24 protein-coding genes and 1 other RNA gene are annotated in these 26,012 nt (G+C 56.8%); 10 read left to right on the plus strand and 15 right to left on the minus strand.

Translation table 11 applies throughout. The annotated features are described in order from the left end of the window. Nucleotides 1–200: 200 nt before the first annotated feature. Nucleotides 201–860 carry a PAQR family membrane homeostasis protein TrhA gene (gene trhA, locus BFV65_RS17330; RefSeq protein WP_022649307.1) on the minus strand — a complete coding sequence of 220 codons (660 nt, stop codon included), beginning with the start codon at nt 858–860 and terminating at the stop codon, nt 201–203. A 266-nt stretch (nt 861–1,126) separates the two neighbouring features. Between trhA and BFV65_RS17340 the strand changes: the two genes are divergently transcribed. From BFV65_RS17340 to BFV65_RS17365, 6 genes are all read left to right on the plus strand, one after another. Next, nucleotides 1,127–1,858: a MurR/RpiR family transcriptional regulator gene (locus tag BFV65_RS17340; RefSeq protein ID WP_022649308.1), complete on the plus strand. Its 732-nt coding sequence runs from the start codon at nt 1,127–1,129 to the stop codon at nt 1,856–1,858. A 116-nt stretch (nt 1,859–1,974) separates the two neighbouring features. Continuing rightward, a complete protein-coding gene (gene bglA, locus BFV65_RS17345; protein ID WP_022649309.1) occupies nt 1,975–3,408 on the plus strand; it encodes a 6-phospho-beta-glucosidase BglA in 1,434 nt (477 codons plus the stop codon). A gap of 124 nt (nt 3,409–3,532) precedes the next feature. Beyond that, nucleotides 3,533–3,892, plus strand: a complete 360-nt coding sequence (locus BFV65_RS17350; protein ID WP_022649310.1) for a hypothetical protein — start codon at nt 3,533–3,535, stop codon at nt 3,890–3,892. Nucleotides 3,893–3,940: 48 nt separating this feature from the next. Then, complete coding sequence (locus BFV65_RS17355; RefSeq protein WP_069596932.1) at nt 3,941–5,950, plus strand: protein-disulfide reductase DsbD family protein; 2,010 nt, start codon at nt 3,941–3,943, stop codon at nt 5,948–5,950. Between the two features lies 1 nt (nt 5,951). Continuing rightward, nucleotides 5,952–6,554: a DsbA family protein gene (locus BFV65_RS17360; protein WP_069596933.1), complete on the plus strand. Its 603-nt coding sequence runs from the start codon at nt 5,952–5,954 to the stop codon at nt 6,552–6,554. Then, entirely contained in the window at nt 6,544–7,044 is a 501-nt protein-coding gene (locus BFV65_RS17365) for a protein disulfide oxidoreductase (protein WP_032626112.1), read from the plus strand. The genes BFV65_RS17360 and BFV65_RS17365 overlap by 11 nt, the downstream gene beginning before the upstream one ends. A 2-nt stretch (nt 7,045–7,046) precedes the next feature. Here the strand turns inward: BFV65_RS17365 and BFV65_RS17370 are convergent, their stop codons facing one another. The 8 genes from BFV65_RS17370 to BFV65_RS17405 all read right to left on the minus strand — a co-directional run bounded on the left by BFV65_RS17370 (nt 7,047) and on the right by BFV65_RS17405 (nt 17,080). After that, nucleotides 7,047–7,790 carry an SDR family oxidoreductase gene (locus BFV65_RS17370; protein WP_063146839.1) on the minus strand — a complete coding sequence of 248 codons (744 nt, stop codon included), beginning with the start codon at nt 7,788–7,790 and terminating at the stop codon, nt 7,047–7,049. Nucleotides 7,791–7,860: 70 nt separating this feature from the next. Next, nucleotides 7,861–10,734: an aminomethyl-transferring glycine dehydrogenase gene (gene gcvP, locus BFV65_RS17375; RefSeq protein WP_045308801.1), complete on the minus strand. Its 2,874-nt coding sequence runs from the start codon at nt 10,732–10,734 to the stop codon at nt 7,861–7,863. A gap of 127 nt (nt 10,735–10,861) precedes the next feature. Further along, nucleotides 10,862–11,251: a glycine cleavage system protein GcvH gene (gcvH, locus tag BFV65_RS17380; RefSeq protein WP_058646291.1), complete on the minus strand. Its 390-nt coding sequence runs from the start codon at nt 11,249–11,251 to the stop codon at nt 10,862–10,864. A gap of 23 nt (nt 11,252–11,274) precedes the next feature. Next, nucleotides 11,275–12,369: a glycine cleavage system aminomethyltransferase GcvT gene (gene gcvT, locus BFV65_RS17385; protein WP_023298548.1), complete on the minus strand. Its 1,095-nt coding sequence runs from the start codon at nt 12,367–12,369 to the stop codon at nt 11,275–11,277. A 397-nt stretch (nt 12,370–12,766) separates the two neighbouring features. Beyond that, nucleotides 12,767–13,969 carry an FAD-dependent 2-octaprenylphenol hydroxylase gene (gene ubiI, locus BFV65_RS17390; RefSeq protein WP_022649317.1) on the minus strand — a complete coding sequence of 401 codons (1,203 nt, stop codon included), beginning with the start codon at nt 13,967–13,969 and terminating at the stop codon, nt 12,767–12,769. A 12-nt stretch (nt 13,970–13,981) separates the two neighbouring features. Continuing rightward, nucleotides 13,982–15,160 carry a 2-octaprenyl-6-methoxyphenyl hydroxylase gene (gene ubiH / locus BFV65_RS17395; RefSeq protein ID WP_022649318.1) on the minus strand — a complete coding sequence of 393 codons (1,179 nt, stop codon included), beginning with the start codon at nt 15,158–15,160 and terminating at the stop codon, nt 13,982–13,984. Next, entirely contained in the window at nt 15,157–16,470 is a 1,314-nt protein-coding gene (pepP, locus tag BFV65_RS17400) for a Xaa-Pro aminopeptidase (RefSeq protein ID WP_157886703.1), read from the minus strand. The genes ubiH and pepP overlap by 4 nt, the downstream gene beginning before the upstream one ends. 31 nt (nt 16,471–16,501) lie before the next feature. Next, the gene (locus tag BFV65_RS17405) at nt 16,502–17,080 is read right to left on the minus strand and encodes a YecA/YgfB family protein (protein ID WP_003860099.1); all 579 of its coding nucleotides are present in this window, start codon (nt 17,078–17,080) and stop codon (nt 16,502–16,504) included. Nucleotides 17,081–17,247: 167 nt separating this feature from the next. On the opposite strand from BFV65_RS17405, the gene zapA reads away from it, so the two are divergent. From zapA to BFV65_RS17420, 3 genes are all read left to right on the plus strand, one after another. Beyond that, nucleotides 17,248–17,577, plus strand: a complete 330-nt coding sequence (gene zapA, locus BFV65_RS17410) for a cell division protein ZapA (protein ID WP_003860096.1) — start codon at nt 17,248–17,250, stop codon at nt 17,575–17,577. A 41-nt stretch (nt 17,578–17,618) separates the two neighbouring features. After that, nucleotides 17,619–17,802, plus strand: a non-coding RNA gene (gene ssrS / locus BFV65_RS17415) — 6S RNA. A gap of 24 nt (nt 17,803–17,826) precedes the next feature. Next, entirely contained in the window at nt 17,827–18,423 is a 597-nt protein-coding gene (locus BFV65_RS17420; protein ID WP_069596935.1) for a 5-formyltetrahydrofolate cyclo-ligase, read from the plus strand. 614 nt (nt 18,424–19,037) lie between these two features. Here the strand turns inward: BFV65_RS17420 and serA are convergent. Beyond that, nucleotides 19,038–20,270 (minus strand): phosphoglycerate dehydrogenase, encoded by a 1,233-nt coding sequence (gene serA / locus BFV65_RS17425; protein ID WP_022649321.1) that lies wholly within the window; start codon nt 20,268–20,270, stop codon nt 19,038–19,040. Between the two features lie 265 nt (nt 20,271–20,535). Continuing rightward, nucleotides 20,536–21,195, minus strand: a complete 660-nt coding sequence (gene rpiA, locus BFV65_RS17430; protein ID WP_022649322.1) for a ribose-5-phosphate isomerase RpiA — start codon at nt 21,193–21,195, stop codon at nt 20,536–20,538. Nucleotides 21,196–21,322: 127 nt separating this feature from the next. Here rpiA and argP point away from each other — a divergent pair, with 127 nt between their 5' ends. Beyond that, nucleotides 21,323–22,216 carry a DNA-binding transcriptional regulator ArgP gene (argP, locus tag BFV65_RS17435; RefSeq protein ID WP_003860089.1) on the plus strand — a complete coding sequence of 298 codons (894 nt, stop codon included), beginning with the start codon at nt 21,323–21,325 and terminating at the stop codon, nt 22,214–22,216. A 42-nt stretch (nt 22,217–22,258) separates the two neighbouring features. On the opposite strand, the gene BFV65_RS17440 is transcribed toward argP, so the two are convergent. From BFV65_RS17440 to fbaA, 4 genes are all read right to left on the minus strand, one after another. Continuing rightward, nucleotides 22,259–22,981 (minus strand): oxidative stress defense protein, encoded by a 723-nt coding sequence (locus BFV65_RS17440; RefSeq protein ID WP_022649323.1) that lies wholly within the window; start codon nt 22,979–22,981, stop codon nt 22,259–22,261. A 92-nt stretch (nt 22,982–23,073) separates the two neighbouring features. Further along, entirely contained in the window at nt 23,074–23,709 is a 636-nt protein-coding gene (argO, locus tag BFV65_RS17445) for an arginine exporter ArgO (protein ID WP_003860085.1), read from the minus strand. A gap of 143 nt (nt 23,710–23,852) precedes the next feature. Further along, nucleotides 23,853–24,707, minus strand: a complete 855-nt coding sequence (locus tag BFV65_RS17450) for a small-conductance mechanosensitive channel MscS (RefSeq protein ID WP_022649325.1) — start codon at nt 24,705–24,707, stop codon at nt 23,853–23,855. A gap of 188 nt (nt 24,708–24,895) precedes the next feature. Beyond that, nucleotides 24,896–25,975 carry a class II fructose-bisphosphate aldolase gene (gene fbaA, locus BFV65_RS17455; RefSeq protein WP_017692704.1) on the minus strand — a complete coding sequence of 360 codons (1,080 nt, stop codon included), beginning with the start codon at nt 25,973–25,975 and terminating at the stop codon, nt 24,896–24,898. Nucleotides 25,976–26,012 lie beyond the last annotated feature (37 nt).

The following is a 26,012-nucleotide window of genomic DNA, read 5'->3' on the forward strand; positions in this document are numbered from 1 at the left end:
GCCCTCTCGGCGCATCCCTGCGCCTCGCCCCGGCCTGCAGGAAACGCCTCAGCGATTTACAGCCGGACCAGGGCATCGCTGACAGCCCTCAGTCATTTAGAAAGCAACTTTATTGCTTCTGCATAAAAAATTACTGGGGAACCCTCAGCCCTGTGGGATAGGGTCGGGGTGAGGGCATCAGACCGCACCTTACAAAAAAACTACACCTGACCAACATACAGATAAATTGCCAGAAAGTGGCACACGCTGCCGCCCAGCACAAAGCCGTGCCAGATGGCATGGTTGTACGGGATACGCTTGCAGACGTAGAAAATCACGCCCAGCGAGTAGATCACTCCGCCCACCGCCAGAAGCGTCACGCCCCCCACCGCCAGCTTAATGGCTAACTGATACACCACAATCAGCGACAGCCAGCCCATTGTCAGATAGGTGACCAGCGACAATACTTTGAACCGGTGCGCGATGGTCAGCTTGAACAGGATCCCCAGCAGCGCCAGGCTCCAGATTACAATCATCAGGCCACGCGACAGCGGTGAGTTGAGCCCCACCAGCAAAAATGGCGTGTAAGTGCCTGCAATGAGAAGATAGATTGCGCAGTGGTCAAATTTCTTGAGCCATATCTTCGCCCGTTGATGCGGAATAGCGTGATACAGCGTTGAGGCAAGGAAAAGCAGGATCATACTCCCGCCATACAGGCTGTAGCTGGTAATGGCCATCGCGCTGGCGTTGGTATCTACCGCCTGCACCAACAGCAATACTAAGCCGACAATCCCAAACACCAGGCCAATGCCATGGCTTATACTGTTGGCTACTTCCTCAGCCAGCGAATATCCCTGTGCGATTAATGGTCTGCTCACCATACTTAACTCCGGGAAAACAAAAGATGATTATTCATCGCCAGTCTATGCTAACTGAGAATGATTCCAGTGAACACCTGTTAGCTAAAATAAATCCGTAATCAATATTTATCCTTACAAATCAGTATAATGCAAAATAAATCCACCGCACAGATGTAAATAATTTCATTAACATCTGAGTAATCAAGGAGATAAATCCGTCTCTCACCCTTCGTCATCATGGTATGCTTCAGGGATAGTGTCCGACAGCGAGTTTAGCCATTGTGAGTATGTTCAGCCATTCCGCCATTGCCAGCCTCAACAATCTGGAAATGATGGTCTACAACTATGTCATTAAGAACCGTGACAAAGTGATGTACATGACCATCCGCGAGCTGGCGGATGCGGCGGGAGTCTCTACCACTACTATCCTGCGCTTCTGCCGAAAGCTCAACTGCGAAGGCTACTCGGAATTTCGGGTGCGCTTTAAACTCTATCTGGAGCAGAACGAGCCCCAGCAGGCGAATTTTGGTGCCAGTGAAATTATCAGCTTCTTTAAAAGCGTAAATAACGAAGAGTTCGATGCGTTATTAGATAAAGCCGTCGATATTATTTTATCATCTGAACGAATTATTTTTGTTGGCGCAGGCACGTCCGGATCGCTGGCAAAATATGGCGCACGTTTCTTTTCAAATATCGGGAAATTCAGCAACCATATCGACGATCCTTATTTCCCGGTCACTAACGATATGGCTAAAAATGCGCTGGCCATTGTACTTTCCGTCTCCGGAGAAACCGAGGAAATCCTGCGCTTCGCCAGCCAGTTCAGCCTGCATCGCTGCAAGGTGCTCTCTGTCACCAGCCACGAACATTCTCGTCTCGCGAAACTGGCGGACTTTAATCTCTCCTGGCATGTCCCCCAAACGCGCATAGGCGGCGTTTACGATATAACCACCCAAATTCCCGTCATCTATATTCTGGAATCATTAGGCCGGAAACTGGCGAAGAAATTAACAGAATAAAACATCCTGTTTTTTTGATGTGACAAATTACAATTTCCGCAAAATGTTATATCGTGACATTTATTTCCGCTTTGCTAGACTCGAAATCATTAAGTCCTGAATTGAGAATAGCAAAGATGAAAAAACTCACTTTACCGAAAGATTTTTTATGGGGCGGCGCGGTGGCGGCGCACCAGGTTGAAGGCGGCTGGAACAAAGGCGGCAAAGGGCCAAGCATTTGCGACGTGCTCACCGGCGGCGCACACGGCGTTCCGCGTGAAATCACGCAGGAAGTGATTGAAGGCAAATATTACCCGAACCACGAAGCCGTCGACTTTTACGGCCATTACAAAGAAGACATCAAGCTGTTTGCCGAGATGGGCTTCAAATGTTTCCGTACCTCTATCGCCTGGACGCGCATCTTCCCGAAAGGCGACGAAACTCAGCCAAACGAAGAGGGGCTGAAGTTTTACGACGACATGTTCGATGAACTGCTGAAGTACAACATCGAGCCGGTGATCACCCTCTCCCACTTTGAAATGCCGCTGCACCTTGTTCAGGAATACGGCGGATGGACCAACCGTAAAGTAGTCGATTTCTTTGTACGCTTCTCGGAAGTGGTATTTGAGCGCTACAAAAATAAGGTCAAATACTGGATGACCTTCAACGAAATCAACAACCAGCGCAACTGGCGTGCGCCACTGTTCGGCTACTGCTGCTCTGGCGTGGTCTATACCGAGCACGACAACCCGGAAGAGACCATGTACCAGGTGCTGCACCACCAGTTCGTGGCCAGCGCGCTGGCGGTGAAAGCCGCCCGCCGCATTAACCCGGAGATGAAAGTCGGCTGCATGCTGGCGATGGTGGCGCTCTATCCGTACTCCTGCAAGCCAGAAGATGTCATGTTTGCTCAGGAATCCATGCGCGAGCGCTACGTCTTTACCGACGTACAGCTGCGCGGCTACTACCCGTCTTACGTGCTGAACGAGTGGGAACGCCGTGGCTTCTCCATCAAAATGGAAGCAGGCGACGAGCAGATCCTGCGTGAAGGCACCTGCGATTACTTAGGTTTCAGCTACTACATGACCAACGCGGTCAAAGCGGAAGGCGGCACCGGTGACGCCATTTCCGGCTTCGAGGGCAGCGTGCCGAACCCACACGTCAAGGCGTCCGACTGGGGCTGGCAGATTGACCCTGTGGGCCTGCGTTATTCGCTGTGTGAACTGTACGAGCGCTACCAGAAGCCACTGTTTATCGTGGAAAATGGTTTCGGCGCCTACGACAAGGTGGAAGAGGACGGCAGCATCAACGATGACTACCGCATCGACTACCTGCGCGCCCATGTGGAAGAGATGATGAAGGCGGTGACCTGGGACGGTGTGGATCTGATGGGCTACACCCCGTGGGGCTGCATCGACTGCGTCTCCTTCACCACCGGCCAGTACAGCAAGCGCTACGGCTTTATCTACGTCAACAAGCACGACGACGGCACCGGTGACATGTCCCGCTCCCGTAAGAAGAGCTTTGAGTGGTATAAAACCGTCATTGCCAGCAACGGCGAAACGCTGTAATGGCTTGCCCTCTCTGCAAGCGGAGAGGGCAAACTGCTTATCTTCCAGACACTTCTTTACAGCTTTTGCGTTGCCAAAATATGTTCGCCCGATAATATAGGCATCCTGAATATTTGAGGCGAACATGATTAAGCGACAACGCAACGCTATCCTGCTTGTAGCCCTGGCCTGCCTGGTGGTACTGATATGTACCGCCCAGCGGATGGCCGGGATGCACGCGCTTGTCATGAACGTCACCGCCACGAGCCAGTCTGTTCAGCAGGGGCAGGAGAGTGCCGACGCACCGGTAACCCCGTGTGAGCTAAGCGCCAAGTCGCTGATGTCGGTCCCGCCTGTTTTGTTTGAAGGCGCCCTGATTGCCGTCACCCTGCTGCTTGCGTTGCTGGCAGCCAGTCCACCGCGCCGCGAACGGCAGTGGCCTCCCCGCGTTATCTCCCCGCCCCGGTTAAGGGTGCATCTGCGATTATGCGTCTTCCGTGAATGAGCCTTCGCCTGTTACTTCAGGTTAATTCATCATTTACGGAGAAAATTTATGTTTACTGTATTCAGGCGACTGCTGGTCTGCCTGCTTTGGCTATGGCTGCCCCTCAGCCAGGCTGCCGACAGCGGCTGGCTGCGCGCCGCCGATAATCAGCACGCCAGCGTCAGGCTGCGTGCGCAACCTGAAAGCACTGGCGAAACCCGCCTGCTGCTGGACGTCGCCCTGCAAAAAGGCTGGAAAACCTACTGGCGCTCGCCGGGCGAAGGCGGCGTCGCACCCGCGATTAAATGGCATCAGCCCGTCGAGGCGATCTGGCGCTGGCCTGTGCCGCAGCGTTTCGACGTCGCGGGCATCACCACGCAGGGCTATCACGGCGATGTCAGCTTTCCCCTCACTCTGCGGGGCGTCGTCCCGACGATCCTGAGCGGCGTGCTGACGCTCTCCACCTGTAGCAACGTCTGTATTCTTACCGACTACCCGTTTTCACTGAACATGACCGCATCCGCAGGTGCCGGTTTTGATTACGATTTCAGTCGGGCCATGGGCACCCTTCCGCTCAGCGGCGGGTTGACCTCAACGCTTAACGCCACCTATGCCCCCGGCAAGCTGACCGTAACGGCGCAGCGTGACGCAGGCTGGCAGGAGCCGTCGCTGTTTATCGACGGTATGGATGATGTTGATTTCGGCAAACCGGCCCTCACCATGCGCGGTGATTCGCTGGTCGCCACCGTGCCCGTGACGGACAGCTGGGGCGAGGCCGCGCCCAACCTCAGCGGCAAAACCCTGTCGCTGGTTCTGGCCGATAGCGGGCAGGCGCAGGAGTCCAGCCTGAGCATTCAGCCGGGGAACGCCGCGCCGACGCTCCCGTTAGGCTGGGTGCTGCTGATGGCGCTTGCTGGCGGTCTGATCCTTAACGTCATGCCCTGCGTACTGCCCGTGCTGGCCATGAAGCTGGGCACGCTGATGCAAACCGAACGGCAGGCGCGCGGTCAGGTGCGCAGGCAGTTTCTTGCATCGGTAGCCGGGATCGTGATCTCGTTCCTCGCACTGGCGCTGATGATGACGGTATTACGTTTAGGCAATCAGGCGCTCGGCTGGGGGATCCAGTTCCAGAACCCGTGGTTTATTGCCGCGATGGCGCTGGTAATGGTGCTCTTCAGCGCCAGCCTGCTGGGGTTGTTAGAAATCCGTCTCCCTTCCGGCGCCAGCACCTTCCTCGCCACGCGCGGCGGCAACGGGCTTGCGGGTCATTTCTGGCAAGGCGCGTTTGCCACGCTGCTGGCGACACCCTGCACCGCGCCGTTCCTGGGGACGGCGGTCTCGGTCGCGCTGGCGGCACCGCTTCCCCTGCTGTGGGGGATCTTCCTGGCGATGGGTATCGGCATGAGCCTGCCGTGGCTGCTGGTGGCGGCCTGGCCGGGGCTGGCCCAGCGGTTGCCGCGTCCGGGGCGCTGGATGAACGTTGTACGCGTAGTGCTGGGGATGATGATGCTCGGCTCATCGCTGTGGCTGCTGAGCCTGCTGACGGTGCACATTGGCAGCCTGCCGGTCATTACGCTGGGCGTGCTACTGATCCTTGCGCTGCTGCTGGTCACCGCCTGGCGCTACCGCTGGCAAACGGCACTGCGCGCCGGGGTATTAGCTGTACTGGTGGCCGGGGTAGTCGCGTTTGTTTCCGGCTCCGGCGGCGAGGGCTCCCGCCGCGATCGTATTCACTGGCAGCCGCTCAGCGAGCAGGCCATTGTCCGCGCGCTGGCGGAGAACAAACGGGTGTTCGTCGACGTGACCGCCGACTGGTGCGTGACCTGTAAAGCCAATAAATACAACGTTCTGCTGCGCGGCGACGTGCAGGTCGCGCTCTCCGCCCCGGACGTTGTCGCCCTGCGCGGCGACTGGAGCCGCCCCTCAGATACCATCAGCCAGTTTTTAACCACGCGCGGCAGCGCCGCCGTGCCGTTTAACCAGATCTACGGACCGGGATTACCGCAGGGCCACGTGCTGCCTGCGTTGTTAAGCCGCGAAGCGGTGCTGAGCACCCTGTCCGATGCAAAAGGAAAATAACATGAGAGCCTTTGTTGCCTTACTTCTGCTGTCGTTATCAACGTTCGGTTTCGCCGCACCGTCAGATGACGCTTCCAACGGCCAGCTGGCAAAACTGCTGTTTAACGACCCCAACAGCCCGCGAACCGGCGCGACATCGCCAAAGCTCACCATCGTCTCCTTCACGGACTACAACTGCCCGTATTGCAAGCAGTTCGACCCAATGCTGGAGAAAATCGTGCAGGAAAATCCCGACGTGCAGCTCATCATCAAACTGCTGCCGTTCAAGGGGCAAAGCTCGGTAAATGCCGCGAAAGCGGCGCTCTCAACGTGGCAGCAGGCGCCGGATCAATTCTGGGTACTACACCAGCGGCTGATGATGAAAAAGGGCTATCACGATGACGCCAGCATCGCCGCCGCGCAGGTGAAGACCGGGACGGACAGCATTAAAACCGATGATAAAACCATGGACAGCGTAAAGATGAACCTGATCCTGGCGCAGGTGCTGAATATTCAGGGCACCCCGGCGACCATCATCGGTGAACAGATGGTGGCGGGCGCAATCCCGTATGACGATCTGGAGGGGCTGGTCAAAGAACAGCTGGCAAACGCCCGTGGCAAGTAAGCTTCCGCGCCTGCTGCGCGAGCTGGCCGTGTGGCTGCTGATTGGCGTAGCCGTGAGCCTGGCGGTGGACTATTTCCGCCAGCCCGCGCTGCCGCAGAATTTCTCCGCGACGGCACTGCACACCCTCGACGGTCAGCCCGTCGATCTTATCGCCATGAGTAAGGAGCGACCGCTGCTGGTCTACGTCTGGGCGACATGGTGCGGCGTCTGCCGCTACACCACGCCGTCGGTGGCGGCGATTGCCGCGGACGGGGGTAACGTGATGTCGGTTGCGCTGCGCTCGGGCGATAACGCGACGCTCGAAACATGGATGAGAAAGAAGAAGGCGATGATGCCCACGGTCAACGACGCCAGCGGAGAACTGGCGCGTCAGTGGGACGTTCAGGTGACGCCAACGCTTGTGGTGATCTCTCACGGTGAAGTGAAGTCGATCACCACCGGCTGGACCAGCGGCTGGGGAATGCGCCTGCGGCTGTGGCTGGCGTCGTAACGTTACTTCCCGCCAGCCAGCTCCAGGAAGCTACCGGTGACATAGGAGGCTTTGTCGCTCAGCAGCCAGGAAATGGCCTGGGCGACCTCCTCCGGCTGACCGCCACGCTGCATCGGTAACATCGACTTCACCCGATCCACACGCCCCGGCTCGCCGCCGGAGGCGTGAATATCGGTATAAATCAGGCCTGGCCGCACGCAGTTAACGCGAATGCCCTGCGCCGCCACCTCCAGCGCGAGGCCGGTGGTGAGGGAATCCACCGCCCCTTTGGAGGCAGCATAATCCACATACTCCCCCGGTGCGCCCAGTCGTGAGGCCGCCGAGGAGACATTCACAATCGCGCCGCCCTTGCCGCCGTGTTTATGCGACATGCGCTTCACCGCCTCACGGCAGCAGAGAAAATAGCCAGTGACGTTGGTGGACAGCACGCGGTTAATACGTTCAGCTGAGAGGTTTTCGATGGAGGATTGTTCAAACAAAATCCCGGCGTTGTTCACCAGCGCGGCGAGCGGCTCACCTTCGCGATCGATGCTGTCGAACATCGCCATCACCTGCGATTCATCGCTGATATCCGCGCGCACGGCAAAGGCCTTACCACCCGCGTCCACGATCTGATTAATGACCTCTGTCGCGGCTTTGATGTTGTGATGAAAATTCACCGCAACGGTGTAGCCTTCGCTTGCCAGCTGTAGCGCGGTGGCTTTACCAATACCCCGGCTGGCGCCGGTGACCAATGCAATTGCCATTCTTTTCTCCCAATAAAAAAGCCGGGTGGCGGCTTCGCCTTACCCGGCCTACGTTACTACAGGAACAACGTTACTGGTATTCGCTCATCGGTACGCAGGAGCAGAACAGGTTACGGTCGCCGTAAACATCATCAAGACGTTTCACGGTTGGCCAATATTTGTTTGCCACACCTGCCGGGAAGACAGCCAGCTCGCGGGTATAACCGTGGTTCCACTCTGCCACCAGTTCGTTCTGGGTATGCGGGGCGTTGACCAGCGGGTTATCTTCCAGCGTCCATTCCCCGCCTTTCACGCGGTCGATTTCGCTGCGGATCGCCAGCATCGCGTCGATAAAGCGATCCAGCTCCACCTTGCTTTCAGACTCGGTCGGCTCAACCATCAGCGTTCCTGCAACCGGGAAGGACATGGTTGGCGCGTGGAAGCCATAGTCGATCAGGCGCTTGGCAATATCCAGCTCGCTGATGCCCGTCTCTTCTTTCAGAGGACGAATATCGAGGATGCATTCGTGCGCCACGCGACCATCGCGGCCGGTGTAGAGCACCGGATAGGCGTCTTTCAGACGTGTTGCGATGTAGTTGGCGTTGAGGATCGCCACCTGGCTGGCCTGCTTGAGCCCTTCCGCGCCCATCATGCGGATGTACATCCAGCTGATTGGCAGGATAGAGGCGCTGCCGAACGGTGCCGCGGAGACCGCGCCCTGACGGGTCAGCATGCCTTCAATCTGCACCACGCTATGGCCTGGCACAAACGGTGCCAGGTGCGCTTTGACGCCGATTGGGCCCATGCCCGGGCCGCCGCCGCCGTGCGGAATGCAGAACGTTTTATGCAGGTTGAGGTGCGACACGTCCGCGCCAATAAAGCCCGGAGAGGTAATGCCCACCTGGGCGTTCATGTTCGCACCGTCGAGGTAAACCTGGCCGCCGAACTGATGCACCACTTCACATACTTCACGGATCGTTTCTTCGTACACGCCGTGGGTGGACGGGTAGGTCACCATGATGCAGGAGAGTTTGTCGCCTGCCTGCTCGGCTTTCGCGCGCAGGTCGGCCAGATCGATGTTGCCGTTTTTGTCGCACGCCACAACCACCACTTCCATTCCTGCCATCTGGGCAGAAGCCGGGTTGGTACCGTGGGCAGAGCTTGGGATCAGACAGATATCGCGGTGGCCTTCGTTGCGGCTTTCGTGATAGTGACGGATCGCCAGCAGACCGGCGTATTCACCCTGCGCACCGGAGTTCGGCTGCATGCAGAGCGCGTCGTACCCGGTCAGCTTCACCAGCCAGTCGGAGAGCTGGTTGATCATCATGTGATAACCTTCCGCCTGCTCAGCCGGGCAGAACGGGTGCAGCTCGGAGAATTCAGGCCAGGTGATTGGGATCATCTCAGCCGCGGCGTTCAGCTTCATGGTGCAGGAGCCCAGCGGGATCATCGCCTGGTTCAGCGCCAGATCTTTACGTTCCAGAGAGTGCATGTAACGCATCATCTCGGTTTCGCTGTGATAGCGGTTGAACACCGGGTGAGTCAGGATCGCGTCGTCGCGCAGCATGCTTTCCTGAATGGAGCGGCTGTCGAGCGCAACCTCTTTGTCGAGCGTATCAACGTCCAGACCCTGTGCGTCACCCAGCAATACGTTGAACAGGGTCAGGATATCGTCACGGGTGGTGCTTTCGTCCAGCGTAATACCGACCGCATTGTGAATGTCGCTGCGCAGGTTGATTTGTGCTGCCTCGGCGCGCGCCAGCACGGCCGCTTTGTCTGCCACCTCGACGCACAGGGTGTCGAAGTAGTGCTCATGACGCAGCCTGAGACCTTTCTGTTGCAGACCGCAGGCCAGGATATCGGCCAGACGGTGGATGCGGCTGGCAATGCGTTTCAGGCCAGCCGGACCGTGGAACACCGCGTATAAGCTGGCAATGTTAGCCAGCAGCACCTGCGAGGTACAGATGTTGGAGTTCGCTTTCTCGCGGCGGATATGCTGCTCGCGGGTCTGCATCGCCATGCGCAGCGCGGTGTTACCGGCGGCATCTTTCGATACGCCGATAATACGGCCTGGCATGGAACGTTTAAATTCATCTTTCGCGCCAAAGAACGCCGCGTGCGGGCCGCCGTAGCCCATCGGCACGCCGAAGCGTTGCGCTGAGCCGAAGACAATATCCGCGCCCTGTTTACCTGGCGCCGTCAGCAGCACCAGCGCCATAAAATCAGCGGCGACGCTAACAATAACCTTACGCGATTTGAGCTCGGCGATCAGCGCGCTGTAATCATGCACTTCCCCGGTGGTGCCCACCTGCTGTAACAGCACGCCGAAGACGTCCTGGTGATCCAGCACTTTGTCAGCGTCGTCGACAATCACCTCAAAGCCGAAGGTTTCCGCACGGGTGCGCACCACGTCCAGCGTCTGGGGATGCACGTCCGCCGCGACGAAAAAGCGGTTGGCGTTTTTCAGCTTGCTCACGCGCTTCGCCATCGCCATCGCTTCAGCGGCGGCAGTGGCTTCATCCAGCAGAGAGGCAGAGGCGATATCCATACCGGTCAGATCCAGCGTCACCTGCTGGAAGTTCAGCAGCGCTTCCAGACGGCCCTGGGAGACTTCTGGCTGATACGGGGTGTAAGCGGTGTACCAGCCCGGGTTTTCCAGCATGTTACGCAGGATCACCGGCGGTAACTGCACGTTGGTGTAGCCCATGCCGATGTAAGACTTATAGCGCTTGTTAAGGCCGGCGATGGCCTTCAGCTCCGCCAGCGCGGCGAACTCCGTCGTGGACTCGCCTACCTGCGGCGGTGTGGCAAGCTGGATGTCTTTTGGCACGATCTGGCCGATCAGTGCGTTTAATGAATCCGCGCCAACTGTCTTCAGCATCTCCTGCTGTTGCTGAGCATCCGGCCCAATGTGACGTTCAATGAAGGCGCCACGGTTTTCAAGCTGGCTTAAAGTCTGTGTCATGAGCGATGGTTCCTGAAACGTGCAGTGAATCGTAATTATCTGTAACGCTGTTGCCCGGTGGCGCTAACGCTTACCGGGCCTACGTAGATCTGTAGGCCGGATAAGCGCAGCGCCATCCGGCACAACGTTATTCGTCTTCCAGTAGTGCTTCGTACGCGGTCGCATCCAGCAGCGCGGCAACCTGCGCTTCGTCGCTGGCTTTGATCTTAAAGATCCAGCCGCTTTCATAAGGCTCGCTGTTCACCAGCTCCGGGGAGTCGCTCAGCGCGTCGTTCACGGCAACAATTTCACCGCTCACCGGAGCGTAGATGTCAGAGGCCGCTTTAACGGATTCCGCCACCGCACAGTCGTCGCCTGCGCTCACGGTTGCGCCCACTTCCGGCAGGTCAACAAACACCATGTCGCCCAGCAGTTCCTGCGCGTGCTCGGTGATCCCAACGGTGTAAGTGCCGTCCGCCTCTTTGCGCAGCCACTCGTGTTCTTTGCTGTATTTCAGTTCTGCTGGCACATTGCTCATTGAAGTTCTCCTGATAAAAATAGTTAGGCGACCGGCTTACCGGCGCGAACAAAAATCGGTTTGGTCACGTTGACCGGCATTTCGCGGTTGCGGATCTGCACCACCGCCGTTTCGCCAATCCCCGCTGGCACGCGTGCCAGTGCAATACTGTAGCCGAGCGTCGGGGAGAACGTTCCGCTGGTGATCACGCCTTCGCGATGATTGCCATCGGCATCGGTGAAGCGCACCGGCAGCTCGCCGCGCAGAACGCCTTTTTCTTTCATCACCAGGCCAACCAGCTGTTCAGTGCCCTTCTCGCGCTGCATCTCCAGCGCTTCACGGCCAATAAAATCACGGTCAGCCGGTTCCCACGCGATGGTCCAGCCCATGTTGGCCGCCAGCGGTGAGACGCCTTCGTCCATCTCCTGACCGTAGAGGTTCATCCCCGCTTCCAGACGCAGCGTATCGCGCGCGCCCAGGCCCGCAGGCTTCACACCCGCCTCCACCAGCGCACGCCAGAAATCGGCGGCCTTTTCGTTTGGCATTGCAATTTCGTAGCCCGCTTCACCGGTGTAGCCGGTGGTGGCGATAAACAGATCCCCCGCCTGCACGCCGAAGAACGGCTTCATGCCTTCGGTTGCTTTGCGCTGCTCGTCGCTGAACAGAGACGCGGATTTCGCCTGGGCGTTTGGCCCCTGCACCGCAATCAGCGACAGATCGTCACGAACGGTGATGTCGATGGCGTAAGGTTCAGCGTGTTGGGAAATCCAGGAGAGGTCTTTTTCGCGGGTGGCGGAGTTTACAACGAGGCGGAAGAAATCTTCGGTGAAGTAGTAGACGATAAGGTCGTCAATCACGCCGCCAGAGGCATTGAGCATGCCGGTATAGAGCGCTTTGCCCGGCGTTTTTAGTTTGGCGACGTCGTTTGCCAGCAGATAACGCAAAAACTCCCGGGTGCGGCTTCCGCGCAGGTCGACAATCGTCATATGAGACACGTCGAACATACCGGCATCGGTGCGCACCGCGTGGTGCTCATCAATCTGCGAGCCGTAGTGCAGCGGCATCATCCAGCCGTGGAAGTCCACCATGCGGGCGCCGCATAACACGTGCTGTTCGTACAAAGGAGTCTGTTGAGCCATCTTTTCCTCGTTGAAAAATTCACCGTGAAACCCGGTGTCGACCTCGCGATCGAGGGCCGACGCAAACGTTCTCTTTTACCTGAACTTACCACCGAAACCGGCGGTTAACCATAAGGTAAAACGGGTCATCACATTAGCTTATGACCAAAAATCGCTGAAAAGCCTACAGAGTTATTCACTGGTAAAATGCGATTAAACCCGCATAAAATTAACATCGAGCTAACAGGATTTAGCAGATGGTGATATTTCGTGCGGAAAAACGGGCCGAATTTCCGTAACATAAAAAGAGTAAGATTAGATTTTCTAATGCGAAAAATGACGTGAAATTAGATTATTTCAAACGAGGAGATTTCCCCGGCGCGAAGGCCGGGAAAATAAAGTGTGACGGGGATCGAGATTAACGTAACCAGTCGGGAAGATCGTTAAGGCCCATTGCCTGACGAAGAAGCTGCGGTTTGACGCCGGGAAGGGTGTCGGCCAGTTTGAGGCCGATATCGCGCAGCAGTTTTTTCGCCGGGTTCGCTCCGGCAAATAGCTCGCGGAAGCCCTGCATACCCGCCAGCATCATCGCCGCACTGTGTTTGCGGCTGCGCTCGTAGCGACGCAGATACAGATGCTGACCAATATCTTTGCCTTCACGATGCAGACGACGCAGCTCTTCAACCAGCTCGGCCGCGTCCATAAAGCCGAGGTTCACCCCCTGCCCGGCCAGCGGATGAATCGTATGCGCCGCATCCCCCACCAACGCCAGACGGTGCGCCGCAAACTGACGCGCGTAGCGACCGGTTAACGGAAACGCCTGGCGTTCGCTTTCAAGCGTGCACAGGCCCAGACGGTTATCAAACGCCACGCATAGCGCCTGATTAAAGGCGTCCGGCGTCGCCTCCTGCATCTGCTGCGCTTTCTCCGGCTCTAAAGACCAGACGATGGAGCAGAGATGCGGATCGGCAAGCGGCAGGAAGGCCAGAATGCCATCATTGTGGAAAATCTGGCGCGCCACGCCGCCATGCGGCTCTTCGGTGCGGATTGTGGCAACCAGGGCGTGATGACGGTAATCCCAGAAGGTCAGCGGAATATCCGCTTTGTTACGCAGCCAGGAATTGGCGCCGTCGGCACCCACTACCAGCCGCGCGGTCAGCATGTCGCCGCTTTCAAGAGTGATAAACGCGTCGTTTTCGCCCCACGCCACCTGCTGAAGTTTCGCCGGTGCGATCAGCGTGACGTCGCTGCACTGCTGCGCTTTTTGCCACAGCGCGTGGTGGATCACCGCGTTTTCAACGATGTGCCCAAGGTGGCTGTAGCCCATGCTTTCATCGTCAAACGCGATATGGCCGAAGCTGTCTTTATCCCACACTTCCATGCCATGGTAACAGCTGGCACGCAGCGCCACGATTTCAGACCAGACGCCAAGGTGCGTCAGTAGCTTTTCGCTGGCGGCATTGATCGCCGAGACGCGCAGCTCCGGCGGTGCATCCTGCGCCACAGGCTGCGGCGCGTTTTGCTCAAGCACCGCCACGCGCAGGCCGCTGCCCTGTAAACCACAGGCCAGCGCCAGTCCTACCATTCCGCCGCCGACAATGGCGACATCAACATTTTGCACGGTGATTACTCCTTAACGCGCGACCCAACCCAGGGTCCGCTGCGCCAGCACGTCACGTGCCGGAATGAACAGTTCCATCGCCATCAGCCCAAGGTTGCGACCCGCAACCAGCGGTGCCCAGCGATTGGCAAACAGGTGGACTAAACCGTCGGTAACGCCAATGGTCGCCGCTTTGTCCGCCTGACGTCGTTTCTGGTAATGGCTAAGCACTGAGTATGCGCCACAATCCTGTTGTTCGCTCCACGTCTGCGCCAGTAGCTCAGCCAGGCTCATCACGTCGCGCAGGCCAAGGTTAAAGCCTTGCCCGGCGATGGGGTGCAGCGTCTGCGCGGCGTTGCCGACCAGAGCGACGCGATGGGAGACAGTCTGCGATGCGGTCGTCAGCGCGAGCGGATAGGCCACGCGTTTTCCGGCCTGGGTGATACGCCCAAGCCGCCAGCCGAAGGCTTTTTGCAGCTCGGAACTAAAACGTTCGTCGGACCAGGAGAGAACCTCATCGGCCCGGTCCTGCGCATGGCACCACACCAGCGAGCAGCGCCCGTTCGACATCGGCAGCATGGCCAGCGGGCCGTGCTCAGTGAAGCGCTCAAATGCCCTGCCGTTATGCGCGCCAGCCGTAGAGACGTTAGCGATGACCGCCACCTGCCCATAGGGTTCAGAGCGCAATTCGACGCCGCACTGCGTGGCGATCGCGGAGCGTGAACCATCCGCCGCCACCAGCAGTTCCCCCTCCAGCGTGGTGCCGTTGTCCAGCGTCACGCTGACGGCTTCGTCACGGCGGTTAAAGCTGGCGACGCGCGCCGGACAGTGCAGCGTGACGCCAGGCGCGTCCTGTAACAGACGGAACAGCCGCAGCCCTACGTCATGCAGCTCGACAACCTGCCCCAGCGCCTCGATCCGGTAATCGTGGGCATCCAGCGTCACAAACCCGGCGTGCCCGCGATCGCTGACGTGAACGGTGCCGATCGCCGTTGCGCAATCCGCTATCGCCTGCCAGATCCCAATACGCGCAAGCTGCTGACAGGTTCCCTGCGCCAGCGCGATAGCGCGGGCGTCGAAACCGGGATGATCGGTCGCCTGCGGCGCGACCGCCTCAACCAGATGCACCGGAAGCTGGCCCTGGGTTAACTGCGAAATAGCCAACGCCAGAGTAGCGCCGGTCATGCCTCCGCCAACAATGATTACGCTCATCCGCGTGCCGCCGCCATCAGCGCCTCGATGTCGTCGGCTTTTTTCACCACGGTCGCGGTCAGGTTTTCGTTACCGGTTTCGGTGATGACGATGTCATCTTCAATACGAATGCCGATCCCGCGGTACTGTTCCGGCACGTCGGCATCCGGCGCGATGTACAGCCCCGGCTCAACGGTCAGCACCATGCCAGGCTCCAGCACGCGCGAACGTTCCGGACCGTATGCCCCCACGTCATGCACATCCAGCCCCAGCCAGTGGCTCAGGCCGTGCATAAAGTACGGGCGATGGGCGTTTTCGGTTATAAGGGTGTCCACATCGCCTTTCAGAATACCAAGCTTCACCAGCCCGGTAATCATGATGCGCACCACCTCGCCCGTAACCTCCTGAATGGAGGTGCCAGGGCGGAACAGCGTCAGCGCGGTCTCCAGAGACTCAAGCACGATGTCATAGATTTCACGCTGCGCTGGGGTGAATTTACCGTTCACCGGGAAGGTACGGGTGATGTCGCCCACGTAACCCTGATATTCACAGCCGGCGTCAATCAGCACCAGATCGCCGTCGCGCAGTTCACTTTCGTTTTCGGTGTAGTGCAGAATGCAGCCGTTTTCACCGCCGCCTACGATGGTGTTATAGGACGGGAAGCGCGCGCCGTGACGGTAAAATTCATGGTGAATTTCCCCTTCAAGCTGGTACTCGAACATACCGGGACGGCACTTTTCCATGGCGCGGGTATGCGCCAGGGCGCTGATTTCGCCCGCGCGGCGCATCACATTCAGCTCTTCTTCAGACTTAAACAGGCGCATCTCATGCACCACCGGTCGCCAGTCTGTCAGGGTTGCGGGTGCAGACAAATTCTGACGTGAGCCTTTACGCAGCTTATCCAGCGCAGTGAAAACAATCTCATCCGCATACGCGTATTCACCCTGCGCGTGATAGAGCACGTCCAGGCCGTTGAGCAGTTGATAGAGCTGCTGGTTGATTTCGCTGTAGGCCAGCGCGCGGTCCACGCCCAGTTTTTCCGGCGCCGCCTCCTGCCCTAAGCGGCGACCAAACCAGATTTCCGCAGTCAGATCGCGAACGCGGTTGAAAATCACGCTGTGGTTGTGGGTGTCATTGCTTTTAATCAGCACCAGTACCGCTTCCGGCTCGTTAAACCCGGTGAAGTACCAGAAATCACTGCTCTGGCGATAGGGGTATTCGCTGTCGGCGCTGCGCGTCACTTCCGGCGCGGCGAAAATCAGGGCAGCGCTTCCCGGCTGCATTTTTGCCAGCAGCGCCTGACGACGGCGAGAATACTCTTGACTGGAGATAACCATGACACCCTCCTGTGCGTTATTTTTCTTAGTGTAATGTTGGCTTGCGAACTTCCGGCGCGGTCGGCTGCGAGCGCGTAAAGTTGTCGTGGCACAGCAGAGACGCCACGCGCACGTACTCGATGATCTCTTCGAGAGACATCTCCAGCTCTTCCTGGTCTTCGTCTTCATCGTAGCCGAGCTGGGCGATGTTACGCAGATCGTCGATCGCTTCACCCGCTTCGCCGGTCACTTTATCTAGTTTAGGCTGGGTTACGCCCAGGCCAAGCAGATAGTGGTTTACCCAACCCGCGAGCGCATCAGCGCGATCGAAGACGCTGACATCGTCGCCTTCAGGCAGATAAAGCTGAAAAAGAAAGCCATCGTCTTCCAGGGAATCGCTGGTTGCGGCGTGCATTTTACGTAGCGCTTCCGCCAGTTCGTGGCCAAACGCCAGCCCTTCGTTGGTGAGGTCGTGGATCAGCGGCTGCCATGAGCTGTCGCTGTTTCCGCCGCACAGTATGCCGCTGATCAGACCGTGCATTTCGGCAGGGGTTAGACCGACTCCCTGCTGGTTCAGTAACTGGTTTAAATCCTTGTAACCAGGCATTTCGTTCTGTATAGACATACGCATTCGTCATCAAAGGGAGGATATTCATGATATGCTACCACTTTGGACCCTGGTGATACCAGAAAAGGGCTTGTATCTTCACATCAGGGTAGCTATAGTGTCGCCCCTTCGCAGCCCCCGGGGCAGTAAGCGAAGGCAGCGCAGTCAATCAGCAGGAAGGTGGCATGTCTGCACAACCCGTCGATCTCCAGATTTTTGGCCGTTCACTGCGAGTGAATTGTCCGCCTGAACAAAGGGATGCTTTGAATCAGGCTGCGGACGATTTGAATCAGCGGTTGCAAGATCTAAAAGAACGCACTAGAGTCACAAATACTGAGCAGCTGGTTTTCATCGCCGCGTTGAACATCAGCTATGAACTGACTCAGGAAAAAGCGAAGACCCGCGATTACGCGGCAAGCATGGAGCAGCGCATTAAAATGCTCCAGCAGACCATTGAACAGGCATTGCTTGATCAAGGTCGCAGTCCTGAAAGACCGGGACCAAAGTTTGAATAACACTTCTCAGTTGACTATGGTAGAGTAACTGTGAAGACAAAATTTCTCTGAGATGTTTGCAAGCGGGCCAGTCCCCTGAGCCGATATTTCATACCACAAGAATGTGGCGCTCCATGGTTGGTGAGCATGCTCGGTCCGTCCGAGAAGCCTTAAAACTATGACGACACATTCACCTTGAACCAAGGGTTCAAGGGTTACAGCCTGCGGCGGCATCTCGGAGATTCCCTCTCTCTTCTTCTACCAACAACCATGACTCAATTCCCTGAAGTTTCTGCTTCACGCCAGGATATCCGTCAGCTCATTCGCCAGCGTCGTCGTGCCTTAAGCGCCGAACAACAGGCACAGTTTGCCCAGCAGGCTGCCGCCCGTATGATGGCCTATCCGCCTGTGGTGATGGCAAACACCGTCGCCCTGTTTCTTTCGTTTGATGGTGAGCTGGATACCCAACCGCTTATCGACCAGCTCTGGCGCGCCGGGAAAAAAGTTTATCTGCCGGTGCTGCATCCCTTTAGCCGGGGCAATCTGCTGTTTCTGCACTACCATCCGCACAGCGAACTGGTGGTGAATCGTCTGAAAATCACCGAACCCAAACTCGACGTGCGCGATGTGCTGCCGCTATCTGAACTGGATGTGCTGATTACGCCGCTGGTGGCATTTGACGAGCAGGGACAGCGATTAGGTATGGGCGGTGGTTTTTACGACAGAACGCTACACAACTGGCAGCAGTACGGGTTGCAGCCGGTGGGCTATGCGCATGATTGTCAGGGCGTGGAGGCATTACCCGTGGAGAAATGGGATGTGCCGTTGCCGGCGGTGGTGACGCCCAGTAAAACCTGGACCTGGTAGAACAAAGCCGGGTGGCGGCTACGCCTTACCCGGCCTACATAAATCCTCGAACATTGTAGGTCGGGTAAGCGTGAGCGCCACCCGACACACAGACCGCACGAACATTGTAGGTCGGGTAAGTGTAAGCGCCACCCGACACACAGACCGCACGAACATTGTAGGTCGGGTAAGCGTAAGCGCCACCCGACACACAGACCGCACGACCGTTGTAGGTCGGGTAAGCGTGAGCGCCACCCGACACCACAGACCGCACGAACATTGTAGGTCGGGTAAGCGTGAGCGCCACCCGACACACAGACCGCACGAACATTGTAGGTCGGGTAAGTGTAAGCGCCACCCGACACACAGACCGCACGAACATTGTAGGTCGGGTAAGCGTAAGCGCCACCCGACACACAGACCGCACGACCGTTGTAGGTCGGGTAAGCGTGAGCGCCACCCGACACCACAGACCGCACGAACATTGTAGGTCGGGTAAGCGTGAGCGCCACCCGACACACAGACCGCACGACCGTTGTAGGTCGGGTAAGCGTAAGCGCCACCCGACACACAGACCGCACAAACATTGTAGGTCGGGTAAGCGTAATCGCCACCCGACACCACAGACCGCACTATCAGTACAGCAGACGCGCGCGAATCGTCCCCGGAATGGCCTTCATGCTCTGCAATGCTTTCTCGGCAATGTCTTCATCCGCTTCAATATCAATCACCACATAACCCATCTGCGCGTTCGTTTGCAGATACTGCGCGGCAATGTTGACGCCCTGTTCGGCAAAGATCTGGTTGATAGCAGTCAGCACGCCCGGACGGTTTTCGTGAATGTGCAGCAGACGACGCCCGCCGTGTAGCGGCAGAGACACTTCCGGGAAGTTCACCGCAGAGAGCGTTGAACCGTTGTCGGAATATTTGCTCAGCTTGCCCGCCACTTCCAGGCCGATATTCTCCTGCGCTTCCTGAGTAGAACCGCCGATGTGCGGCGTCAGGATCACGTTATCGAACTCGCACAGTGGAGAGGTGAACGGATCGCTGTTGGTGGCCGGTTCCGTCGGGAACACGTCAATCGCCGCACCCGCCAGATGCTTACGCTTCAGCGCATCGCACAGCGCAGGAATATCGACTACTGTACCGCGCGCGGCGTTGATCAGCAGTGAGCCCGGCTTCATCAGCGCCAGCTCTTCCGCTCCCATCATGTTTTTGGTGGACGCATTTTCCGGCACGTGCAGGCTGACCACGTCACTCATGTTCAGCAGGTCAGAAAGATGCTGCACCTGCGTCGCGTTACCCAGCGGCAGTTTGTTTTCGATATCGTAGAAAAACACGTGCATGCCAAGGGATTCCGCCAGAATACCGAGCTGCGTACCGATGTGGCCGTAACCAATAATCCCGAGTTTTTTACCACGCGCTTCGTAGGAGCCCGCGGCCAGTTTATTCCACACGCCGCGGTGCGCTTTGGCGTTAGCTTCCGGAATACCGCGAAGGAGCAGCAGCAGCTCGCCAATCACCAGCTCCGCCACGGAACGGGTGTTGGAGAACGGGGCGTTAAAAACCGGGATACCGCGTTTTGCGGCGGCATTCAGATCAACCTGATTGGTACCGATACAGAAACAGCCAATCGCCACCAGCTTTTCCGCCGCAGCAATAACGTCTTCAGTCAGTTGGGTACGGGATCGCAGGCCAATGAAATGGGCATCACGGATGGACGCTTTCAGCTCTTCAGTATCCAGCGCGCCTTTGTGAAATTCGATGTTGGTGTAACCTGCAGCGCGAAGGCTATCGAGCGCTTTCTGGTGCACGCCTTCAACCAGCAGGAATTTAATCTTGTCTTTCTCCAGTGATACCTTTGCCATTTACCCGACCCTGTTTTTATCTGAACTGATGTTGTGCTGGATATAAATCCCGTGCAGCCAACATATCAAAAAAAACTATTGCAGCAATATGAACGTTTGCGTCGGCACTCTGAAGAAAAGTCATACAGAGCAAAATGACAGAGGAAAATGCTATGGAAATTTACAAACGCGGAAGGATCGGCAAAAGAGGCGGAAAAACGTGACACAAGTCACCGAATTTAGCTTTTCAAAATTTTTTAGCGGGGGGAGCGCTCCCCCCGTCAGATCATTTTACGATGGTTTTTACACCGTCAGCCGTGCCGATCAGCGCCACGTCCGCGCCACGGTTGGCAAATAACCCTACGGTAACGACGCCCGGAATGCCGTTAATCGCATTTTCCAGCGCAATGGCATCGAGGATCTCAAGGCCGTGAACGTCGAGGATCACGTTGCCGTTGTCGGTCACCACACCCTGACGGTATTCCGGACGACCACCCAGCTTCACCAGTTGACGTGCCACGGCACTGCGTGCCATCGGGATCACTTCGACCGGCAGCGGGAAACTCCCCAGAATGTCGACCTGCTTGGAGGCGTCCGCGATGCAGATGAACTTATCCGCCACGGAGGCAATGATTTTTTCGCGGGTCAGCGCCGCGCCACCGCCTTTGATCATCTGCATGTGGCCGTTGATTTCATCCGCGCCATCAACGTAAATGCCCAGACGGTCCACTTCGTTGAGGTCGAAAACAGTGATGCCGAGGCTTTTCAGCTTTTCCGTGGAAGCATCGGAGCTCGAAACCGCGCCCTCGATTTGCCCCTTCATCGTGCCCAGCGCATCGATAAAGTGTGCCGCCGTCGATCCCGTACCAACACCGACAATGGTACCCGGCTGTACGTACTGGAGAGCCGCCCATCCTACTGCTTTTTTCAGTTCATCCTGCGTCATGATCGTTTTGCCTGTGGTGTGAAAACTCAGGGCGCATTATAGAACACGTCGAATGGATTTCGTCTGCCACGAAGGGAAAATTGTGTCATAGTGCAGATTAAGCAAAATTAAGGAGTCAGCCAGAGCAATGAAACGTCCGGACTACAGAACACTACAGGCACTTGATGCAGTTATTCGTGAACGCGGTTTTGAGCGCGCGGCGCAAAAGCTGTGCATCACCCAGTCCGCCGTATCACAGCGTATCAAACAACTTGAAAACATGTTCGGGCAGCCGCTGCTGGTGCGTACCGTACCGCCGCGTCCAACGGAGCAAGGACAAAAGCTCCTCGCCCTGCTACGTCAGGTTGAACTGCTGGAAGATGAGTGGCTGGGCGATGAACAGACCGGCTCCACGCCGCTGCTGCTGTCGCTGGCGGTGAACGCCGACAGTCTGGCAACCTGGCTGCTGCCGGCCCTTGCGCCGGTGCTGGCCGACTCCCCTATCCGCCTGAATCTCCAGGTTGAAGATGAAACCCGCACCCAGGAACGTCTGCGTCGCGGCGAAGTGGTTGGTGCCGTCAGTATTCAGCCTCAGGCGCTGCCAAGCTGTCTGGTGGATCAGTTGGGCGCGCTGGATTACCTCTTCGTCGGTTCAAAAGCCTTTGCCGAGCGCTATTTCCCGAACGGTGTGACCCGCGCCGCGCTGCTAAAAGCCCCTGCCGTCGCGTTCGACCATCTGGACGATATGCATCAGGCCTTCCTGCAACAAAACTTCGATTTGCCGCCGGGCAGCGTGCCGTGTCATATCGTTAACTCGTCCGAAGCCTTTGTGCAGCTTGCACGTCAGGGAACCACCTGCTGCATGATCCCGCATCTGCAGATTGAGAAAGAGTTGAAAAGCGGTGAGCTGATTGATTTAACTCCGGGGCTGTATCAGCGCCGGATGCTGTACTGGCACCGTTTTGCGCCGGAAAGCCGCATGATGCGCAACGTCACCGACGCGCTGCTGGCGTTTGGGCATAAGGTGTTAAGACAGGATTGAAAAACAAGCCGGGTGGCGGCTTCGCCTTACCCGGCCTACGGGTTACTGAGCTGGCTTTTCAGTCGGCTCCAGCTGGAACACCACATCAACCTGATCGTCGAACTGAATGGTTGGCTGCTCGTAGGTTTCCTGAGCAGAAACCGGCGCGGCGTCCGCTTTCATCATCCGCACCATCGGGCTTGGCTGGTAGTTTGAGACGTGGTAACGCACGCTGTAAACCGGACCGAGCTTGCTCTTGAAGCCGGATGCCAGCTGCTGTGCCTGATGAATGGCATCATCAATCGCCGCTTTACGCGCTTCGTCTTTATACTTCTCCGGTTGCGCAACGCCCAGCGAGACGGAACGAATTTCGTTCAGCCCTGCCTTCAGCGCACCATCCAGCAATCCGTTGAGCTTATCAAGCTGGCGCACGGTCACTTCTACAGTACGCACGGCGCGATAGCCTTTCAGGATGCTTTTGCCGTTCTGGTAATCGTAATCCGGTTGAGTACGCAGGTTCGCAGAGCTGATGTCTTTTTTCGCGACACCGTTCTGTTCCAGGAAAGAGAGGTATTGCGCAACACGATCGTCTGCCTGTTTCTTGGCGGAAGCAGCATCTTTCGCCGCCACGTTCACTTCAATTGCCAGGGTTGCAACATCCGGTACCGCATCCACGCTTGCCGTACCTGAAGTGACAATGTGCGGGCCGTTTGGCAGTTCATTCGCCTGCACCGACACCGCACCTAAACTTACTAATGCCGCCAGGGCCATCACCTTAAACTTCACTGTCATTCCTCCATGTTGCGAAGAGTGCCCTGTTAACAGGGCTCATGCCAGCAAGCTTAGCGGGTCTTGTTCAGATGTCCATAAGACAACGCTTAGTTGAACAATCCCTGTACGTGATGAATGCCCTCTTTCGCCAGCTGGAAGGCAATAAACCACATCACCAGCCCCACCAGGGTATTGATAATGCGCTGCGCTTTGGCGGTACGCAGTCGTGGCGCCAGCCACGCCGCCAGGATCGCAAGACCAAAGAACCAGAGGAAGGAGGCGCTGACCGTACCGAGCGCAAACCAGCGTTTCGGCTCAACGTCCAGCTGTCCACCCAGGCTGCCGAGCACCACGAACGTATCAAGATAAACGTGCGGGTTAAGCCATGTCACGGCGAGCATGGTGACGATAATCTTCCAGCGCCCTTGCTTCATCACTTCGGCGCTCGCCAGCTCAAGATTGCTGCTCATGGCCGTTTTCAGGGCGCCAAACCCGTACCACAGCAGAAACGCTACGCCGCCCCAGGTAACCAGCGCCAGCAGCCACGGCGACTGCATCAACAGGGCGCTGCCGCCAAAGATCCCGGCGCAAATCAGCAGCAGATCGCTCACCGCGCACAGCAGGGCAATCATCAGATGGTACTGACGGCGGATGCCCTGATTCATCACGAACGCATTTTGTGGACCAAGGGGAAGGATCATGGCCGCACCTAACGCAAGCCCTTGAAAATAGTAAGATAACATAACGTAATTCTCGCAGAGTTGTCCTGGGGCAGACTATACTGCGGGAACGACATTAGAGGAAATGGATAATATTAATTGGGGATTAGCGAGGCTAATAAAAGAAAAGCCCGGTGTCGCTGACGCTTACCGGGCCTACGGAGACGTTACTCTGCTTCTTTGACTTTTTTGACGTTTACGTCCATCTGCGGGTACGGGAAGCTGATGCCGTTAGCATCGAAGTCACGCTTAATGCGCTCCAGCACATCCCAGTATACGTTTTGCAGATCGCTGCTTTTGCTCCAGATGCGCACCACAAAATTAATGGATGATGCGCCCAGTTCATTCAGACGAACGGTCTGCTCGCGGTCCTTCAGAATACGGTCATCTGAAGCAATGATGTTGGTAATCAGAGACTTCACCTGATCGATATCGGAATCGTACGCCACGCTGATGATCAGCTCGTTACGACGCACCGGCTCGCGGGAGAAGTTAATGATATTGCCGGCAATGATTTTCCCGTTCGGTACCACCACAATACGACCGTCGACAGTACGCAGAGTGGTAGAGAAAATCTGTACCTGCAACACGGTACCCGCGATCCCGCCTAAATCCACGTATTCACCGGAACGGAACGGACGGAAGGTTACCAGCAGTACGCCCGCCGCCAGGTTCGACAGCGAACCCTGTAATGCCAGACCAATGGCCAGACCGGCAGCACCGAGCACAGCGATGACGGATGCCGTCTGCACGCCGACACGCCCCAGCGCCGCAATCAGCGTAAAGGCGATGATGCCGTAACGCACAAGCGCGGAGAGGAAATCGGCGACCGTGGCGTCAATGTGACGTGCAACCATCACTCGATTGACCGCGTTCGATACGATACGCGCCACGATCATCCCGACAATGATGATGGCAATAGCGGCAACAATATTCACAGCGTAGCTCAGCAGTAGCGCCTGGTTGCGCACCAGCCAGTTACCCGCGTGATTGATGCTGTCTACAACATCAAGTTGTTCCATTTATTCTTCCTTTTGCTAAACCAAAACACAAAATCTATCCCTTAAGGGGACAGGCAGGTCAGTAAAGGGTAAACAAAAAGAGCGGGTAATGCCAAACAGATCACAAAATCAGGTATTGCAGGATATTGAAAAAGCATAAAAAAAGGCCCGCATTTGCGGGCCTTCTGATGTGCTGTCAGCAGTACAAATTACAGAACGTCAACCGCGTTCAGTTCTTTGAATGCCTGCTCCAGACGAGTAATCATAGAAGTCTGGGCAGCGCGCAGCCATACGCGTGGATCGTAGTATTTCTTGTTCGGCTGGTCTTCGCCTTTCGGGTTGCCCAGCTGACCTTGCAGGTAAGCTTCGTTGGTTTTGTAGTATTGCAGGATACCGTCCCAGGTTGCCCACTGGGTGTCGGTATCGATGTTCATTTTCACTACGCCGTAGCTTACGGAATCTTTGATTTCCTGAGCAGAAGAACCGGAACCGCCGTGGAAGACGAAGTTCAGGCTGTTGTGCGGCAGGTTGTGTTTCTTAGACACATATTCCTGAGAATCACGCAGGATGGTCGGGGTCAGAACCACGTTACCTGGCTTGTACACGCCGTGCACGTTTCCGAAGGATGCTGCGATGGTGAAGCGTGGGCTGATTTTGCTCAGCTCGGTGTAAGCGTAATCAACGTCTTCTGGCTGAGTGTACAGAGCAGAAGCGTCCATGTGGCTGTTGTCCACACCGTCTTCTTCACCGCCGGTGCAACCCAGTTCGATTTCCAGGGTCATGCCCATTTTGGACATACGCGCCAGGTACTTAGAGCAGATCTCGATGTTTTCTTCCAGAGACTCTTCGGACAGGTCGATCATGTGAGAAGAGAACAGTGGCTTACCGGTTGCTGCGAAGTGTTTTTCACCTGCGTCCAGCAGACCGTCGATCCATGGCAGCAGTTTTTTCGCGCAGTGGTCAGTGTGCAGGATAACCGGAACACCGTAGTGCTCAGCCATCTGGTGAACATGATGTGCGCCAGAGATAGCACCCAGGATAGCAGCGCCCTGAGGAACGTCAGTTTTCACGCCTTTACCTGCGATGAACGCAGCGCCGCCGTTAGAGAACTGAACGATAACCGGTGCTTTAACTTTTGCAGCGGTTTCCAGTACGGCGTTGATGGAGTCGGTACCTACGCAGTTAACTGCTGGCAGAGCGAAGTTGTTTTCTTTAGCTACCTGGAACACTTTCTGTACGTCATCACCAGTGATAACGCCAGGTTTTACGAAATCAAAAATTTTAGACATGTTGCTTAGTCCTGTATCTTCGGCCGTTAGAAAAGGT

The sequence above is a fragment of the Enterobacter hormaechei subsp. hoffmannii genome (genome assembly GCF_001729745.1).
Lineage (GTDB): Bacteria > Pseudomonadota > Gammaproteobacteria > Enterobacterales > Enterobacteriaceae > Enterobacter > Enterobacter intestinihominis.

Bases quoted from the DNA above. Each gene is read 5' to 3' on its own strand.
- argP (WP_003860089.1), top strand. From the start codon at position 21,323: ATGAAACGTCCGGACTACAGAACACTACAGGCACTTGATGCAGTTATT.
- BFV65_RS17355 (WP_069596932.1), top strand. From the start codon at position 3,941: ATGTTTACTGTATTCAGGCGACTGCTGGTCTGCCTGCTTTGGCTATGG.
- BFV65_RS17340 (WP_022649308.1), top strand. From the start codon at position 1,127: ATGTTCAGCCATTCCGCCATTGCCAGCCTCAACAATCTGGAAATGATG.
- BFV65_RS17405 (WP_003860099.1), bottom strand. From the start codon at position 17,080: ATGTCTATACAGAACGAAATGCCTGGTTACAAGGATTTAAACCAGTTA.
- gcvT (WP_023298548.1), bottom strand. From the start codon at position 12,369: ATGGCTCAACAGACTCCTTTGTACGAACAGCACGTGTTATGCGGCGCC.
- BFV65_RS17450 (WP_022649325.1), bottom strand. From the start codon at position 24,707: ATGGAACAACTTGATGTTGTAGACAGCATCAATCACGCGGGTAACTGG.
- zapA (WP_003860096.1), top strand. From the start codon at position 17,248: ATGTCTGCACAACCCGTCGATCTCCAGATTTTTGGCCGTTCACTGCGA.
- serA (WP_022649321.1), bottom strand. From the start codon at position 20,270: ATGGCAAAGGTATCACTGGAGAAAGACAAGATTAAATTCCTGCTGGTT.
- BFV65_RS17350 (WP_022649310.1), top strand. From the start codon at position 3,533: ATGATTAAGCGACAACGCAACGCTATCCTGCTTGTAGCCCTGGCCTGC.
- BFV65_RS17420 (WP_069596935.1), top strand. From the start codon at position 17,827: ATGACTCAATTCCCTGAAGTTTCTGCTTCACGCCAGGATATCCGTCAG.
- gcvP (WP_045308801.1), bottom strand. From the start codon at position 10,734: ATGACACAGACTTTAAGCCAGCTTGAAAACCGTGGCGCCTTCATTGAA.
- rpiA (WP_022649322.1), bottom strand. From the start codon at position 21,195: ATGACGCAGGATGAACTGAAAAAAGCAGTAGGATGGGCGGCTCTCCAG.
- trhA (WP_022649307.1), bottom strand. From the start codon at position 860: ATGGTGAGCAGACCATTAATCGCACAGGGATATTCGCTGGCTGAGGAA.
- argO (WP_003860085.1), bottom strand. From the start codon at position 23,709: ATGTTATCTTACTATTTTCAAGGGCTTGCGTTAGGTGCGGCCATGATC.
- gcvH (WP_058646291.1), bottom strand. From the start codon at position 11,251: ATGAGCAATGTGCCAGCAGAACTGAAATACAGCAAAGAACACGAGTGG.
- bglA (WP_022649309.1), top strand. From the start codon at position 1,975: ATGAAAAAACTCACTTTACCGAAAGATTTTTTATGGGGCGGCGCGGTG.
- BFV65_RS17370 (WP_063146839.1), bottom strand. From the start codon at position 7,790: ATGGCAATTGCATTGGTCACCGGCGCCAGCCGGGGTATTGGTAAAGCC.
- BFV65_RS17360 (WP_069596933.1), top strand. From the start codon at position 5,952: ATGAGAGCCTTTGTTGCCTTACTTCTGCTGTCGTTATCAACGTTCGGT.
- ubiH (WP_022649318.1), bottom strand. From the start codon at position 15,160: ATGAGCGTAATCATTGTTGGCGGAGGCATGACCGGCGCTACTCTGGCG.
- fbaA (WP_017692704.1), bottom strand. From the start codon at position 25,975: ATGTCTAAAATTTTTGATTTCGTAAAACCTGGCGTTATCACTGGTGAT.